The sequence below is a fragment of the Leifsonia sp. C5G2 genome (assembly GCF_013359685.1).
Lineage (GTDB): Bacteria > Actinomycetota > Actinomycetes > Actinomycetales > Microbacteriaceae > Leifsonia.
The window spans coordinates 327611-341454 of sequence record NZ_JABFMV010000003.1; the positions used below are offsets into that span (position 1 = coordinate 327611).

The following is a 13844-nucleotide window of genomic DNA, read 5'->3' on the forward strand; positions in this document are numbered from 1 at the left end:
CGTCAGCCTTCGGTCCTGACCTTCAGCTCGCCCTTGTGCAGCCGGTACGGCGCGGCCTGGGCCACCGGCTTGACCACGATCAGGTCGAGGTCGACGTGGCGCGGCAGCGTCAGCGCGTGCACGATCGTCTCGGCGACGTCGTCCGCCGACAGGGGCTCCGGGACGTCCTCGTAGACGGCGTCGCGCCGCGCCTGGTCGCCGCCGAAGCGCACGAGCGAGAACTCCTCGGTCGCGACCATCCCCGGGGCGATCTCGACGACCCGGATGGGCTCGCCGTTCAGCTCCAGCCGCAGCACCTCGGTCAGCGCATGCTCGGCGAACTTCGCCGCGTTGTAGCCTCCGCCGCCCACATACGCCGTGAGGCCGGCGATGGAGGTGACGACCGCGATGTCGGCATGACCCGTCTCCCGAGCGCCCTCACGCAGCAGCGGGAGCAGGGCGGAGAGCACGCGCTTGGTGCCGATGACGTTGATCTCGTACATCCACACCCAGTCGTCGACACTGGAGGACTCCACCGAGTCGAGGCCGTGCGCGCCGCCCGCGTTGTTCACGAGCGCGTGGACGCCGCCGGTCGCCGCGAGGTGGTCGCGGAGCGCATCCACGTCCTCCTGCCGCGTCAGGTCGGCGGCGAACACCTCGGCGCCGGTCTCCTCGGCGAGCGCCCGGAGGCGGTCCTCGCGCCGGGCGACGCCGACCACGTCCCACCCCTGCTCCCGGAAGGCGCGCACCGTCGCCGCCCCGATGCCCGAACTCGCTCCCGTCACGACCACACGTCTTGCCATGAGGCCATTGTGGCGGGTTACGGCGTGTTTCGGAGGCGTTGCCCGCGCGCGGTCACGCGAATAGCCTTCCAACGACCCGCCCACACGCCTACCCGAAAGAGAGAAGCCATGACCGACGCCGCCGAATGGCAGTTCGAGACGAAGCAGATCCACTCCGGCGCTGCGCCGGACCCGGTGACCAACGCCCGGGCGACCCCGATCTACCAGACCACCTCCTACGTGTTCAACAACGCGGAGCACGCCAAGAACCTGTTCGCGCTTGCCGAGTTCGGCAACATCTACACGCGCATCCAGAACCCCACGCAGGCCGTCGTCGAGGAGCGCGTCGCCGCGCTCGAAGGGGGCACCGGGGCCCTCCTCGTCGCCTCCGGGCAGGCGGCCGAGACCTTCGCGGTGCTGAACATCGCGCAGGCCGGCGACCACATCGTCTCCTCCAGCTCGATCTACGGCGGCACGTACAACCTGTTCAAGTACACGCTCGCCAAGCTCGGCATCGAGACCACGTTCGTCGAGAACCAGGACGACGCCGACGAGTGGCGCCGCGCCGTCCGCCCGAACACCAAGCTGTTCTTCGCGGAGACCATCGGCAACCCGAAGATCAACATCCTCGACATCGCCCTCGTCGCCGACGTGGCGCACGAGGCGGGCGTCCCGCTGATCGTCGACAACACGATCGCGACCCCGTACCTCATCCGTCCGTTCGAGCACGGCGCCGACATCGTGGTGCACTCGGCCACCAAGTTCCTCGGCGGCCACGGCACGGTCATCGGCGGCATCATCGTCGACGGCGGAACCTTCGAGTGGTCGAAGAACGTGGCGAAGTTCCCGGGCCTCACCGAGCCGGACCCGTCGTACCACGGCGCCAGCTACACGGCCGCGGTCGGCGACGGCCTCGCCTACATCATCAAGGCCCGCGTGCAGCTGCTGCGCGACCTCGGCTCGGCGATCGCCCCGGCGAGCGCCTGGCAGCTCATCCAGGGCATCGAGACGCTCTCGCTGCGCGTCGAGCGGCACACGCAGAACGCGCAGGAGATCGCCGAGTTCCTCGAGGCGCACCCCGACGTCGCGTCGGTGAACTACTCCGGCCTCCCGACGAGCCCGTGGTACGCGGCCGCGAACAAGTACGCTCCCAAGGGCGTCGGCGCGGTGCTGTCGTTCGAGCTCAAGGGCGGTGTGGATGCGGGCGCGGCCCTCGTCGACAACCTCTCGCTGTTCAGCCACCTGGCGAACATCGGAGACGTCCGCAGCCTCGTCATCCACCCGGCGTCGACGACGCACTCGCAGCTCACCCCCGAGCAGCAGCTGACCGCGGGCGTGACCCCCGGCCTGGTGCGCCTCTCGGTCGGCCTCGAGAACATCGACGACCTGAAGGCCGACCTGTCCGCCGGCCTCGCCGCCGCCCGCTCGGTCGTGGAGGCTGCGCGCGCGTAACCCGCCACCATCCACTACACGAAGAGTGCACGCGGAACCCCGGTTCCACGTGCACTCTTCGTGTACTCGGGAGTGGATGGTGTCTGCTCGCAGTGAGGGCGGCCGCAGCACAATGTGGCCATGACCACACCACGCGGGGCGAGGAAGGTCCGCTCCGAACTGAAGAACACCGCCTACGAGATCTTCATCGGCCTTCTCTCGATCCTCTCGATCGCGAACCTGGTGCTCATGTACGGGTTCGCCTCCGATCCCTCGCTGCAGCTGATCCTGTCGGCCATGAACGCGCTGTTCAGCGTCATCTTCCTCGGCGACTTCCTGTACCGGCTGCTGACGGCGCCGTCCGCCGGGCGGTACTTCTTCCGCGGCTTCGGCTGGGCCGACCTGCTGGCGAGCCTGCCGTTCGCTCAGCTCAAGGTCCTCCGTGTCTTCCGGCTGCTCCGCGTCGTGCGGCTCCTGCGTCAGGTCGGCATCCGCGCCGTCGGCAGGACGCTGCTGCACGACCGCGCGAACAGCGCCCTGATGACGCTGCTGCTGCTCGGCATCCTGGTGCTGCAGTTCGGCAGCCTGTCGATCCTCGCCGTGGAGGAGGACGCGAGCGGTGCGAACATCCGCTCCGCCTCCGACGCGCTCTGGTACACGATCGTCACGATCTCCACCGTCGGCTACGGCGACCAGTACCCGGTGACGAACACCGGCCGCCTGATCGGGACGGCGATCATCATCGTCGGCGTCGGCATCTTCGGCACCTTCACCGGATACCTCGCCAACCTCTTCCTCGGACCGCGGCGCGGCGGCGAGGCGGCGGCGGAGCCGGCCCCGGCGGCCGACGAGACGCGCCCGGGACCCACCGCCGACCGCCTGCGTGCGCTGCTCGCCCAGTCGGAGGCGGCGAGCGCGGAACTGCGCCGGCTGCTCGCCGAGACGGACGGGTCGTAACACTTCGGTCCCGCTCCCCGCGCTCAGGAAGAATGGGCCCATGGAGTGGCAGACATCGGCCGACACGGCGCCGTCGAGTTTCATCACGGAGGCCCAGGCGAGGACGCTGCTCGGCAAGCCTCCCGCGAGCGGCGCGTGGAAGGAGTCCGACCCGCCCGGCGACCGGCAGTTCGCCGGCATCGGGGCGTTCACGTTCGAGAGCGGCGAGAGCCTCCCGTTCGTCCGGGTCGCCTACGAGACCTGGGGCGAGCTGTCGCCGGAGCGCGACAACGCCGTGCTCGTGCTCCACGCCCTCACCGGCGACTCGCACGCCATCGGCCCCGCGGGCCGCGGCCACAGCACGCCCGGCTGGTGGCAGGGCATCATCGGCCCCGGCAAGGCGATCGACACCGACCGCTGGTTCGTCGTCGCGCCCAACATGCTCGGCGGCTGCCAGGGAACGACCGGGCCGGCCTCCCTGGCCCCGGACGGCGCCGAGTGGGGCGCGCGCTTCCCGTTCACGACCATCCGGGACCAGGTGAACGCGCAGGCGGCGCTGGCCGACGCACTCGGGATCGAGCGCTGGGGCGCGGTCGTCGGCGGCTCGATGGGCGGCATGCAGGCGCTGGAGTGGGGGGTCTCGTTCCCCGACCGCGTCGCGCGCCTCGCGGTGATCGCCGCTCCCCCGTACTCGACCGCCGACCAGATCGCCCTCAACTCGGTGCAGATCGAGGCGGTGCGGACCGACCCGCTGTTCCGCGGCGGCCAGTACTACGACGCGGAGGACGGCGACGGCCCGCACCGCGGGCTGGCGCTGGCCCGGCGGATGGCCCTGCTGAACTACCGCAGCCCGTCGGAGCTCAACGCGCGGTTCCAGCGCGCCTGGCAGAGCGGCATCAGCCCGCTCGGCGGCGGCGGCCGGTTCGCCGTCGAGTCGTACCTCGACTTCCACGGCAACAAGTTCACCCGCCGGTTCGACGCGAACAGCTACCTCACCCTGGTGGAGGCGATGAACTCCCACGACGTCGGCCGCGGCCGCGGCGGGCTCGCGGCGGCCCTGTCGCGCGTGACCGCCCGCACGCTGGTCGTCGGCATCGACAGCGACCGGCTGTTCCCCGTCGAGGGCCAGGAGCAGATCGCCTACCACGTCCCGGACACGCTGGACGGTAGAGTTCCAGTGGTGATCCGCTCGGACTTCGGCCACGACGGGTTCCTGATCGAGGACGACGCCGTCAGCGCGCAGCTGAGGCGGCTCCTGACGGAGTGACGGAGATGGAGGGGCATGTCGCGCATCCAGAAGGAGCGTGATCGTCTCCTCGCATCCACCGCGCGCAGCGTCGGCCTGACCGCGACGGCGACCGCGCTGATCTGCCTGAGTGTGCCGGGCTCCCTGCCGATCGCGCTGTACCTGGCGTCCCTGGTGCTCATGGTCTGCCTCGCCTACGCCCAGTGGCAGCTGGCGTCCCTGCTGCGGCTCACACTGTGGATGTGGGTGATCGTGGTCGCGGGCGTCGCCCTCATCCTGCTGCACCTGCTGCCGGGAACCGCTCTCGGCCCCTCGGCGATCAGCGCCGTCGGCGTGATCGGCGCCGCCGGGGTGGCGTGCGTGTGCGTGCCGGCCGTCACCTCCCGTTCCCGCGTCCTCCTGCTGGTGGTGTCGGCCGCGGCGACGGTCGCGGCTCTCGCCCTCACCCTGTGGCTGACCGGCTCGCGGATGGTCGAACCGCTCGTCTTCACCGTCACCGGCTGGATCGTCCTGACCGCGACCGGCGTCTGGCTGTCGCGCACGGTCCCCCGCACGCTCAAGCGGATCTCGACGATGAGCCGCGCGTACCGGGTGGAGCGGCAGGCGAGCGAGACGGAGGCGCGCCGCCGGCAGAGCGCGCGCCTGCTGCACGACACGGTGCTCGCGACGCTCACGCTGCTGGCGCACTCCGGCGTCGGCGTCAGCCACAGCGCGCTGCGAGAGCAGGCGGCGGAGGACGCGGCCCTGCTCCGGCAGCTGCGGCTCGGCTTCACGCCCGACCCGGCGCGTTCCGGCGACTACAAGCTCAAACCAGTCGAGGAGTCCACCCTCGGGAACACGCTGGAGTCGGTCAAGCAGCGCTTCCGCCGCATGGGCCTCGAGGTCAACTGGCACGGTGCCGGCCAGGTGCTCCTGCCGAGCGACGTGCTGGACGCGTTCCTGCTCGCGCTCGGCGAGTGCCTGGAGAACGTGCGGAGGCACTCCGGGGTGAACGAGGCGCATGTCACGATCACCGACGACGAGACGAACGTGCGCGCGATGGTGACCGACGCGGGCAAGGGCTTCGACGTGGCGACGATCGACACCGGCCGGCTGGGCTTCACGGAGTCGATCGTCGCTCGCCTGCGGGATGTCGGCGGGAACGCCCGCCTGTTCTCCTCTCCCGGCAGCGGGACGACCGTGGTGCTGGAGGTGCCGAAGTGACCGGAGTGGATGAGCGCACCGTGCCCCGGCGCACCCTCGGGCGCGGAACCGCGGGCGACGAGCGGGACGCGCTCAGCCGCGCCCGCCTCGACCTCGGGTTCAACGTCGCGACGGTCGCGCTGATCGCGTTCCTGCTCGTGCTGTTCGCGCTCAACGTTCCGGAGTACCCGATGCTCGGCCTGACCGTCGTCGCCTGGGTGCTCGTCGCCGTGACCCTCGTCGCCGCCCTGGTGCTGCGCTTCCGGCTCCCGGACGAGCTGCCGCTGTGGCTCTACCTCGGCGCCCTCGCCCTGTGGGCGGCCGCGGTCGCCTTGGACATCGTGGGCACCTGGCCGATCGGCGGAGCCGTGGTCCCGCTCACGGCGGCCGCCGCGGTGGGGCCTGCGCTGCTGCTGTGCGCACCGGTCCGTCCCGCCCGTGACATCGTGCTCGCGGCGGTCGCGCTCGGGGTGGTGCTGATCGCCGTCGAGATCTCCCGGTCCCTCGCCGACCCGCAGCTGCTCGGTCCGGGACTGGTGACGGTCGCCATCGCGGTGGCACCGCCGCTGGTCGGCGTGCAGATCGTGCGGTCGCTGCGCACCCTCGTGCAGCTGGAGCTCGACCTGGTGCAGGTGCAGAGCACGGTCGCCTCGCCGGGCTACGCGATCGGGATGCTCGCGTCGGAGGAGCTCGCGCGCCTCGACCTCGCCGCGGAACGGCTCCTCGACGGCGTCGCGACGGGCCGAACCTCCCTGCCGCTCGACGACGACACGGCCGACGCGGCGGCCTCCGTCGCCACCGAGTTGCGGCTGCACCTCATCCAGGGCCGGAAGGAGACGTGGCTGTACCACGCGGTCACCGAGTCGGCGCTGCTCGGCCCGACGGTGACGCTGACGGATGCCGACGGGCTCGCCGCCGGACTGAACCGGGACCAGCGCGACGGCCTCCTCACCGCCGTCTGGCTGCTCATCAGCGATCCGGTCCGCGCGGGCTCCGGCCAGCCGCGGACGCTCACGCTCGACCTCTCCCGGCCGGTCGGGACCTACCCGAGGACCGCGAATCCGGGGGCGACCATGCGGATCGTCATCGAAACCAGCGGTGTGCCGCGAAACGGGGTAGACCCTGCGGCATGGCAAGCTATCCGTAAGGTGGGCCGCTATGTCGAGTCGTTCTCCGGGACGACTCTGCGCATCGAGATCACGACGGTGAGCGACCCCTCAGGTGAGCTGGGCTGAGCCCGGCGCGACCGTGACGGAGAAAGGCAGGCCATGAGCGAGGAACCGCCCATTCGAATCGCCATCGTGGACGACCACAAGATGCTGCTCGGCGCCCTGACGGAGTGGATCCGCAACGCGGCGGACGACATCAGCATGGTGGCCGCCGTCGCGAGCTGGCCCGAGTTGCTGACGCACCCGGAGTTCCCGGTGGACGTCGTGCTGCTCGACCTGGATCTGAAGGACAACATCCCGATCTCGCTCAAGCTGTCGACGCTCAAGACGACCGGGGTCGCGACGGTGCTGATGAGCACCTACTCCGAACCGGCGGTGGTCCGCGAGGCCCTCGCGGCCGGCGCGATGGGCTACCTCGTGAAGAGCGAGGACGCCGAGATGATCGTGGAGGCGATCCGCGCCGCGCAGAAGGGCGAGTCGTTCATCTCGGCCGAGCTGGACCTCGCGCTGAACGCCGGCGAGGCCGGCGGCGCCCCGAAGCTGAGCGCCCAGGAGCGCCGGGTGATGGCGCTGTACGGCGCGGGTGAGCCGGTGAAGGCCGTCGCCTTCCAGCTGGGCATCTCGGACGAGACGGCGAAGAGCTACCTCAAGCGGATCCGCGAGAAGTACCGCGTCGCGGGCTACGACGTCGGCACGAAGGTGGCGCTGCGGAAGCGCGCCATCCAGGACGGCATCCTGCTGCAGAACGACTGACCGGCCGACACCGGGAGCAGGCTCCGGGCGGAGCTCAGTCGGCCGGGACCGGGTCCGGTCGCTGAGCGCGCACCGACCCGGTGACGAAGCCTCGGCGCGCCCGGGAGCGGTCGACCGCGAACGAGATCAGGGCGATGGCGACGCCGCCGACCGCCAGCGCGCCGCCGACGACGACCGGCGAGAGGTATCCCAGGCCCGCCGCGATCGTCAGCCCGCCGAAGAACGCACCCGCCGCGTTCGCGATGTTCAGGGCCGAGTGGTTGAGCGCCGCCGCGATGGACTGGCTGTCGCGGGCGACGTCCATCAGCCGGGTCTGGATGGTGGGCGAGAGCGCCGAGCACGCGCCGGAGACGACGAAGACCGAGATCAGGAGGCCTGCGACGGTCGACGCGGTCAGCCACAGCGCCGCGAGCCCCACCAGCAGGATCCCGAAGAAGATGAGCATGCTGGCCCGCACGCTGTGGTCCGCAGCCCGGCCGCCGAGCACGTTGCCGATCGTCATCCCGAGTCCGGCGAGCACGAGCACCAGCGGCACGGTGCCCTCCGGCAGGCCCGTGATGGTCGTCGCGATCGGGGCGATGTAGGTGTACACGGCGAAGAAGCCGCCGAAGCCGACGGCGCCGATCAGCAGCGCGAGCCAGACCTGAAGGCGCGTGAACGCCTTCAGCTCGTTCCGGACGGTCGCCCTCGCGTCTCCGGGCTGCCACGGCACGAGGAACGCGACCGCGGCGAAGGTCAGCGCGAAGATCGCGGCGACGACCAGGTAGGCGATGCGCCACCCGCTGTGCTGCCCGATCCAGGTGATGGTCGGCACGCCGATCACGTTCGCGATGGTCAGCCCCGAGAGCACGAACGCCACCCCGCGCCCTCGCTTCCCCGGCCCCATCAGCGAGGCCGCGACGAGCGACGCGATCCCGAAGTAGGCGCCGTGGGGCAACGCCGAGACGAAGCGCGCGAGCATCACCAGCGGGAACGTCGGCGCGACGGCCGACGCGACCGTGCCGACGGTGAACGCCACCAGCAGCCAGAGCAGCAGCTTCTTACGCGGCCAGCGTGCGGCGAACGCCGCGATCGTCGGCGCCCCGACCACGACGCCGAGCGCGTACGCCGAGATGACCCAGCCCGCCTGGGCGTTCGCGTCCGACGGCGACGCGGCGTACAGCTGCGGAAGGAGGTCGTGCGCGATGTTGGGCAGCAGGCCCATGGCGACGAACTCGGTGGAACCGATGCCGAAGCCGCCCAGGGCGAGCGCGAGCAGAGCAAGACGAATACGGGCCGGCGACAGCTTCGTCGGCCCGTCGATGAGCGGGGTCACCGGCCCACTCTATATCGAATCGTTTCGACCCGCTCGCGCGACAGCGGCTCAGCCGCGGTCGGCGACCCGTCGCGCGATGTCGGCGATCATGCGGCTCGCCGACCCGTCCCCGTAGGGCGAGGGAGTCTGGCGCAGCCTGACCGTCAGCCCGGCGTCGCCGAGCATCCGTTCTGCCGCCGCCTCGATCGAGTCGCCGGGCCGCACCAGCTCGGCGAAGCCCGCACCGATCGCCTCCGGGCGCTCGGTCGACTTGCGGACGACGAGGAGCGGCTTCTTGATCACGGTGACCTCCTCCTGGACCCCGCCGGAGTCCGAGATCACCAGAGCCGCCCGACCGGCGAGGCCGAGGAACTCTGCGTGGCCGACCGACTGCAGCACGTGCAGCCGCTCCATCATCCCCTCGAGCCCGAACCGGTCCGCCGCGGCCAGCGTCCGCGGGTGCGCGACGAACACGACCGGATACGGCATCGCCGCGAGTGCGCTGAAAATGCGGCTCAGTGCGCCGGAGTCGTCGGTGTTCTCCGGGCGGTGGATCGTGGCGAGCACGAACGGCCCGTCGACAGGGAGCGGGACGTGCTCGGTCGATGACTCCAGGACGCGGCGCGTCGCCTCGACCACGGTGTTGCCGGTGATGTGGATGCGCTCCGCGTCCACGCCCTCTGCCAGGAGGTTCGCGGCGTTGTAGGGCGTCGCCGCGCAGTGCACGTCCGCGACGGCCCCGACGATCAAGCGGTTGAGCTCCTCGGGCATGTCCCGGTCGCGTGAACGCAGCCCGGCCTCCACATGGATGACGGGGATGCCGAGGTAGTTCGCCGTCTGAGCGCCGATCGAGGTGCTGTTGGTGTCGCCCTGCACGATCACGGCACGCGGGCGGCGGCGCTCGAACAGGGCGCTGAGCTGATCGATCCCTCCGGCGATCTGACGGGGACGGGAGAGTCCGCCGAGCCCCGAGAGCACCTCGATGCCGCCGATCGGCGTCAGGTCTCGCAGAAACTGGCCGGACATGTTCTCGTCCCAGTGCTGGCCGGTGTGCACCACGCGCGCCCGGCCGCCGAGCTCCTGGACGACGGGAGCGAGCTTGATGATCTCGGGACGCGTGCCGAGGACGACGGCGATGTCGCCGGTCGTCGGGTTGCGGTTCATGGGTGGGTCTCCTTCGCGAGGGAGTCGGACGTCGCATGCCGCGACATCGAATGGTGTGAACGGAGGGGGACGGCGACGGCCGCCCGGGAGCTCGCGACATGCACGACCAGCTGAACGAGCCGACCGCACGCCACCAGGCCGCCGGTGAACACGAGCAGCCCGCCGAGGAGGCCGTTGTCCGACCAGATCGGTTGCGTCAGCACGATGCCCGCGCACCCGGCCATGGCGGAGGCCGCCTGGAGCAGCGGCCGCACCAGGCTCGTGGTGAGGAGGTCCGCGAGGAGCCCGACGACGGACGCAGCGGTCACGAGGGCCGCGGTGAAGGCGGCCAGCCACCCGAGGAAGTACAGGTCGGTGAGCAGGAATGCGCCGGTCGTGGCGACCACGCCGAGGGTGAGGGCGGCCGCCGTGACAGCCGTCGCTGCGGCCGGCCGTCCCGTCGCCGTGGACCTCGCGGTCAGGAGGCAGCTGCAGGCGTGCAGCCCCGCACCGACCGCGAAGGCCAGCACCGCGACGCCGGTGTCGCCGCTCAGCACCGTCTCGCCCGCCGAGAACCAGAGCAGCACGACCCCGACGGCGACCGTCAGGGCGTGGCACAGCACGATGGCAGCCGCCCGGAAGGCCGCTCGCAGCGGCCTCCTGTCAGCCGACGCCTGCTGCACCGCTGTCACCGACGCACCACTGTCAGACCAGGGACCGGATGCGTGCACGCCGCACGATCCACAGGGCGCCTCCGCCCACCGCGGCCAGCCCGAGCGCGCTCAGAGCGATCGCCGGGTCGGCGATGGGGGCGACGGCCAGGGTGTAGCGCAGCAGGACACTGGAGTTGTCCGGACCGGTTCCGGCCTTTTCACCGATCCACAGCGGCCCCGGCGTGCCGTCCGGGATCGTCGTGGAGGTCCACTCACCGGACGCGTTGACGGTCCCCGTGCCGACGGCCTTCAGGTTCGCGTCGTACACCGTGATCGCGGCGCCGCGCTGTCCCCTCCCGGACAGCACCGAGCCGGTGCTGTCCGGCCGTGACGAACCCGTCACCGCGAACGCCGCGCCCTTCGCGCCGGTCGTCGCCGACGGGGAGGGGGAGGTGATCCCCGGCCAGGGCTTGTACGTCAGCTTCACGGTGTTCTGGGCCTCGACACCGCCTCCGACGATTCCTGTGACCACGACCTCGGCGGTCACGATCATGCCTTCCATCCCGTCGTTGATCGCACCCGTGCCCCGGAGCATGGTCTGGGTCCAGGTCAGCGTGCGACCGTCCGAGGAGATGGTGCACGCCTGGCCGATGGTGCTCCCACCTGCTGGCGAGAACTCGGGCACGGCAGCGACCGCGGCGCAACTCGAGACGCTGGCGCCGGCGAACTTCAGGCCGGGCGGCAGCACGATGGTCCAGGATGACTGGTCTCCGGCCTTCAGGCCCGAGACGTTCGTCCTGTCCCCGGCCAGGCCGATCCGGTAGTCCACGAAACCGGTGCTTCCCAGTTCCGGGTAGGCGCCGATCGGCTTGACGTCGGCGTTGTACACGCCCGCGGCGTCCGTTCCGGTCGCCGCGTTCGCGGCCGCCGCAGTCGTCAGGGCGAGGCCGCCGGCGACGGCGAGCGTGACCGCCGTCTTCGCCAGGCCGCGAAGGACCTGCTTTCTCGTTGTGTCGCTCATCGTGAGCCTTTCCTTGTCGGTCCCGCAGGAGCGGGAAGTCGTCGCGATCACGGTCGTGTCGCGCAGGTCTGCGGGCGTTCGCCCCTAGCACTCCTTGGCGACCAGCGCCCGTTGCCCGGCCTCACCGTTGCGGCGGGTCTTCGCCCACCCGGAACGGTTCAGGAGGACCCGGGCGAACGCGCGCGGCGAGGTGATCCAGACGTAGAAGCTGTAGAGCCACACCCCGACGCCCCAGACGAGGCCCATGGCCCAAGGCGCCTGAGGCTCGCACTGGTTTCGGTAGAGCGGTCCCCAGACCGCGAACGGCGCGATGCCGACCGCCGCGTAGGTCAGCAGCATCGACCAGTTGCCCTGCATCCAGGAGGCTGCCCCGGCCGGCGAGGCGAGGATGGTGGCGACGAGCGTTCCGCCCAGGATCGCCCAGATGACGAAGCCCAGAACCTGGAGGAAGGGAAGCAGCAGGTAGTAGGCGGACTCGACGGCGCCGTCCGGGCCGACGTGACGCGATCGGAGCAGCTCCGGGAGGTAGCGCGAGCACTGGATGTTCCCCTGCGCCCACCGCGTCCGCTGGGTGAGGAAGCGCCGGGCGCTCATCAATCCCTCCTGCTCGACGTACGTGTCGTGCAGGTGGCGGATCTGGTGGCCGGCGAGCAGGACGTGGACGCCGAGCTCGTAGTCCTCCAGGAGCGACCCGTGCCACGGCTGGCCCTTGAGCTCGTCGATGGCGTGGAGGACGGAGACGCGGGTGAACTGGCCGTTGCCGCCGAGTCCCACCGTGCTGGTCCGGCCGCGAAGGGCCTGCATCCCGGCGATGATCGTCCGGAATTCGAGGTCTTGCATCCGCACCAGGAAGCGTGCGAACAGCGGGATGCGACGGCCGTCGGCGTCCACCTTGTCGTTGCGGTTCTTCATCCACACGGTCGTCTGCGCAGCGCCGACGGCGGGGTCGCCGAAGGCCGTGGGTCCGGCGGCCTGCTGCAGCGCGTTGCCGGTCAGCTCGCCGTCGGCATCGATGACGCAGACGATCGTCCGGTCGAGGTCGGCGCCCTCCCCGAGCCACTCGCGCAGTACGCGGTAGGCGGAGTTCAGCGCCGCCCCCTTTCCCACGCGCGCATCCGGCAGACGACGCCGGACCAAGTGGACCTGCGCATCCCGGTCGGCGCGCTCCTGCACGAGGGCGGCCGTCGCGTCGTCGCTGTCGTCGTCGATCACCCAGACGTGCGCCTGCGGGAAACGGTCGCGGAGACGCGCCATGGTGGTCCCGATGACGGCCTCCTCGTCGCGGCAGGGCACGAAGAAGTGCCAGTCGAAGTCGCCGGCATCGCCGGGCTGCGCGTGCCCTCTGCGAGAGAACGAGAGCACGATGAGGATGACGTAAGTCAGGAACGCGATCACCAGGGCCGTCGAGGCGACGCTTGCGAAGATGTTCACGATGCGACCGCCCCGGAGTCGCGGCGCCGCAGGCGCGACCGCAGTGGCCGCCCGTTCAGGATCCGAAGCGTGGCGAGCGCCGCGACGACGACGCCGGCCAGCGCGACGAGGGTGCCCACCACAGTGTGCGACCACTCGTAGCCGACCCGATCCCAGGACAGCGTGGAGACCACGATCAGGCCGAGCCGGAACAGGTTCACGACGACGACCAGCAGCAGTCCGAGTGCCGACGCCGCCAGCCACCGCCGCACCGGGACCCGGGTGAAGAGCAGCGTCGCGACGGCGAAGAGGAGCATGGGGACGATGAACACGAGGGTCGTGCACTCCGCGGTGATCCGCAGGCACCAGTAGTGGAGCTCGCTCAGGCGGAGTACGATCGCGTCCGCACCGGCGGATACCGACTCGCCGAGAACCGGACGCAGGAGCGTCACCACGACGGCGACCTCGATCTCGCGCGCCTGCTGCTGGAACCAGACGAGCAGCGCTCCGAAAGCGAGCACCAACACGCCGACACCGGCGCGAAGGACGCGATGCAGAGGGAGGCGCCCGCTCATGTCTCGGCCCGGTGCCCGGGGCGCCTGTGGGCGAGACGGAGCAGCAGGACGCCGCCCACCGCGGCACTGACGGCGATCATCGCGAGTCCGACGACCTGGAAGGCGGGAGCTCCCGTCGCTGCGAGCGCGCCACCGGTGCCGATTCCAGCAGGAGGCAGAGTTCCATACATGACAGGGAGGACCTTTCGAGAGACAGCCGAACGCACCGCGGGCATGAACGCCACAGGGGAAGACACCCCGGGTCTCCACAGCCGATACTGCGGTGTTACC

14 protein-coding genes are annotated in these 13844 nt (G+C 70.9%); 6 read left to right on the top strand and 8 right to left on the bottom strand.

Annotated features, from left to right (window positions below; translation table 11 throughout):
- Positions 1-2: 2 nt before the first annotated feature.
- On the bottom strand, positions 3-782 hold the full coding sequence (locus HNO83_RS06320) for an SDR family oxidoreductase (protein WP_175336653.1): 780 nt from the start codon (positions 780-782) through the stop codon (positions 3-5).
- 108 nt (positions 783-890) lie between these two features.
- On the opposite strand from HNO83_RS06320, the gene HNO83_RS06325 reads away from it, so the two are divergent.
- From HNO83_RS06325 to HNO83_RS06350, 6 genes are all read left to right on the top strand, one after another.
- The gene (locus HNO83_RS06325) at positions 891-2213 is read left to right on the top strand and encodes a bifunctional o-acetylhomoserine/o-acetylserine sulfhydrylase (protein WP_175336654.1); all 1323 of its coding nucleotides are present in this window, start codon (positions 891-893) and stop codon (positions 2211-2213) included.
- Positions 2214-2333: 120 nt separating this feature from the next.
- Positions 2334-3149, top strand: coding sequence for a potassium channel family protein (locus tag HNO83_RS06330; RefSeq protein WP_175336655.1), 816 nt, complete (start codon positions 2334-2336; stop codon positions 3147-3149).
- A 40-nt stretch (positions 3150-3189) separates the two neighbouring features.
- Positions 3190-4395 (top strand): homoserine O-acetyltransferase MetX, encoded by a 1206-nt coding sequence (gene metX / locus HNO83_RS06335; protein WP_175336656.1) that lies wholly within the window; start codon positions 3190-3192, stop codon positions 4393-4395.
- Positions 4396-4410: 15 nt separating this feature from the next.
- Positions 4411-5577 carry a sensor histidine kinase gene (locus HNO83_RS06340; RefSeq protein ID WP_175336657.1) on the top strand — a complete coding sequence of 389 codons (1167 nt, stop codon included), beginning with the start codon at positions 4411-4413 and terminating at the stop codon, positions 5575-5577.
- 20 nt (positions 5578-5597) lie between these two features.
- Positions 5598-6791: a hypothetical protein gene (locus tag HNO83_RS06345; RefSeq protein WP_249776523.1), complete on the top strand. Its 1194-nt coding sequence runs from the start codon at positions 5598-5600 to the stop codon at positions 6789-6791.
- A 33-nt stretch (positions 6792-6824) separates the two neighbouring features.
- Positions 6825-7478: a response regulator gene (locus tag HNO83_RS06350; protein WP_175336659.1), complete on the top strand. Its 654-nt coding sequence runs from the start codon at positions 6825-6827 to the stop codon at positions 7476-7478.
- Positions 7479-7512: 34 nt separating this feature from the next.
- Here HNO83_RS06350 and HNO83_RS06355 read toward each other — a convergent pair whose 3' ends face one another.
- The 7 genes from HNO83_RS06355 to HNO83_RS06385 all read right to left on the bottom strand — a co-directional run bounded on the left by HNO83_RS06355 (position 7513) and on the right by HNO83_RS06385 (position 13744).
- Positions 7513-8793, bottom strand: coding sequence for an MFS transporter (locus tag HNO83_RS06355; RefSeq protein WP_175336660.1), 1281 nt, complete (start codon positions 8791-8793; stop codon positions 7513-7515).
- Positions 8794-8841: 48 nt separating this feature from the next.
- A complete protein-coding gene (wecB, locus tag HNO83_RS06360) occupies positions 8842-9936 on the bottom strand; it encodes a non-hydrolyzing UDP-N-acetylglucosamine 2-epimerase (protein ID WP_175336661.1) in 1095 nt (364 codons plus the stop codon).
- A complete protein-coding gene (locus HNO83_RS06365) occupies positions 9933-10607 on the bottom strand; it encodes a hypothetical protein (protein WP_175336662.1) in 675 nt (224 codons plus the stop codon). Before HNO83_RS06365 ends, wecB begins: the two co-directional genes overlap by 4 nt.
- 13 nt (positions 10608-10620) lie before the next feature.
- The gene (locus tag HNO83_RS06370; protein WP_175336663.1) at positions 10621-11589 is read right to left on the bottom strand and encodes an Ig-like domain-containing protein; all 969 of its coding nucleotides are present in this window, start codon (positions 11587-11589) and stop codon (positions 10621-10623) included.
- Between the two features lie 84 nt (positions 11590-11673).
- Positions 11674-13020 (bottom strand): XrtP-associated glycosyltransferase, encoded by a 1347-nt coding sequence (locus HNO83_RS06375; RefSeq protein ID WP_175336664.1) that lies wholly within the window; start codon positions 13018-13020, stop codon positions 11674-11676.
- Positions 13017-13526 (bottom strand): archaeosortase/exosortase family protein, encoded by a 510-nt coding sequence (locus tag HNO83_RS06380; protein ID WP_175336665.1) that lies wholly within the window; start codon positions 13524-13526, stop codon positions 13017-13019. Before HNO83_RS06380 ends, HNO83_RS06375 begins: the two co-directional genes overlap by 4 nt.
- A gap of 44 nt (positions 13527-13570) precedes the next feature.
- Positions 13571-13744, bottom strand: a complete 174-nt coding sequence (locus HNO83_RS06385) for a peptidase (protein WP_175336666.1) — start codon at positions 13742-13744, stop codon at positions 13571-13573.
- Positions 13745-13844 lie beyond the last annotated feature (100 nt).

What these genes read in the sequence shown, in the direction of transcription:
- metX (WP_175336656.1), top strand. Translation starts at nt 3,190, where the DNA reads ATGGAGTGGCAGACATCGGCCGACACGGCGCCGTCGAGTTTCATCACG.
- wecB (WP_175336661.1), bottom strand. Translation starts at nt 9,936, where the DNA reads ATGAACCGCAACCCGACGACCGGCGACATCGCCGTCGTCCTCGGCACG.
- HNO83_RS06340 (WP_175336657.1), top strand. Translation starts at nt 4,411, where the DNA reads ATGTCGCGCATCCAGAAGGAGCGTGATCGTCTCCTCGCATCCACCGCG.
- HNO83_RS06320 (WP_175336653.1), bottom strand. Translation starts at nt 782, where the DNA reads ATGGCAAGACGTGTGGTCGTGACGGGAGCGAGTTCGGGCATCGGGGCG.
- HNO83_RS06370 (WP_175336663.1), bottom strand. Translation starts at nt 11,589, where the DNA reads ATGAGCGACACAACGAGAAAGCAGGTCCTTCGCGGCCTGGCGAAGACG.
- HNO83_RS06385 (WP_175336666.1), bottom strand. Translation starts at nt 13,744, where the DNA reads ATGTATGGAACTCTGCCTCCTGCTGGAATCGGCACCGGTGGCGCGCTC.
- HNO83_RS06350 (WP_175336659.1), top strand. Translation starts at nt 6,825, where the DNA reads ATGAGCGAGGAACCGCCCATTCGAATCGCCATCGTGGACGACCACAAG.
- HNO83_RS06330 (WP_175336655.1), top strand. Translation starts at nt 2,334, where the DNA reads ATGACCACACCACGCGGGGCGAGGAAGGTCCGCTCCGAACTGAAGAAC.
- HNO83_RS06325 (WP_175336654.1), top strand. Translation starts at nt 891, where the DNA reads ATGACCGACGCCGCCGAATGGCAGTTCGAGACGAAGCAGATCCACTCC.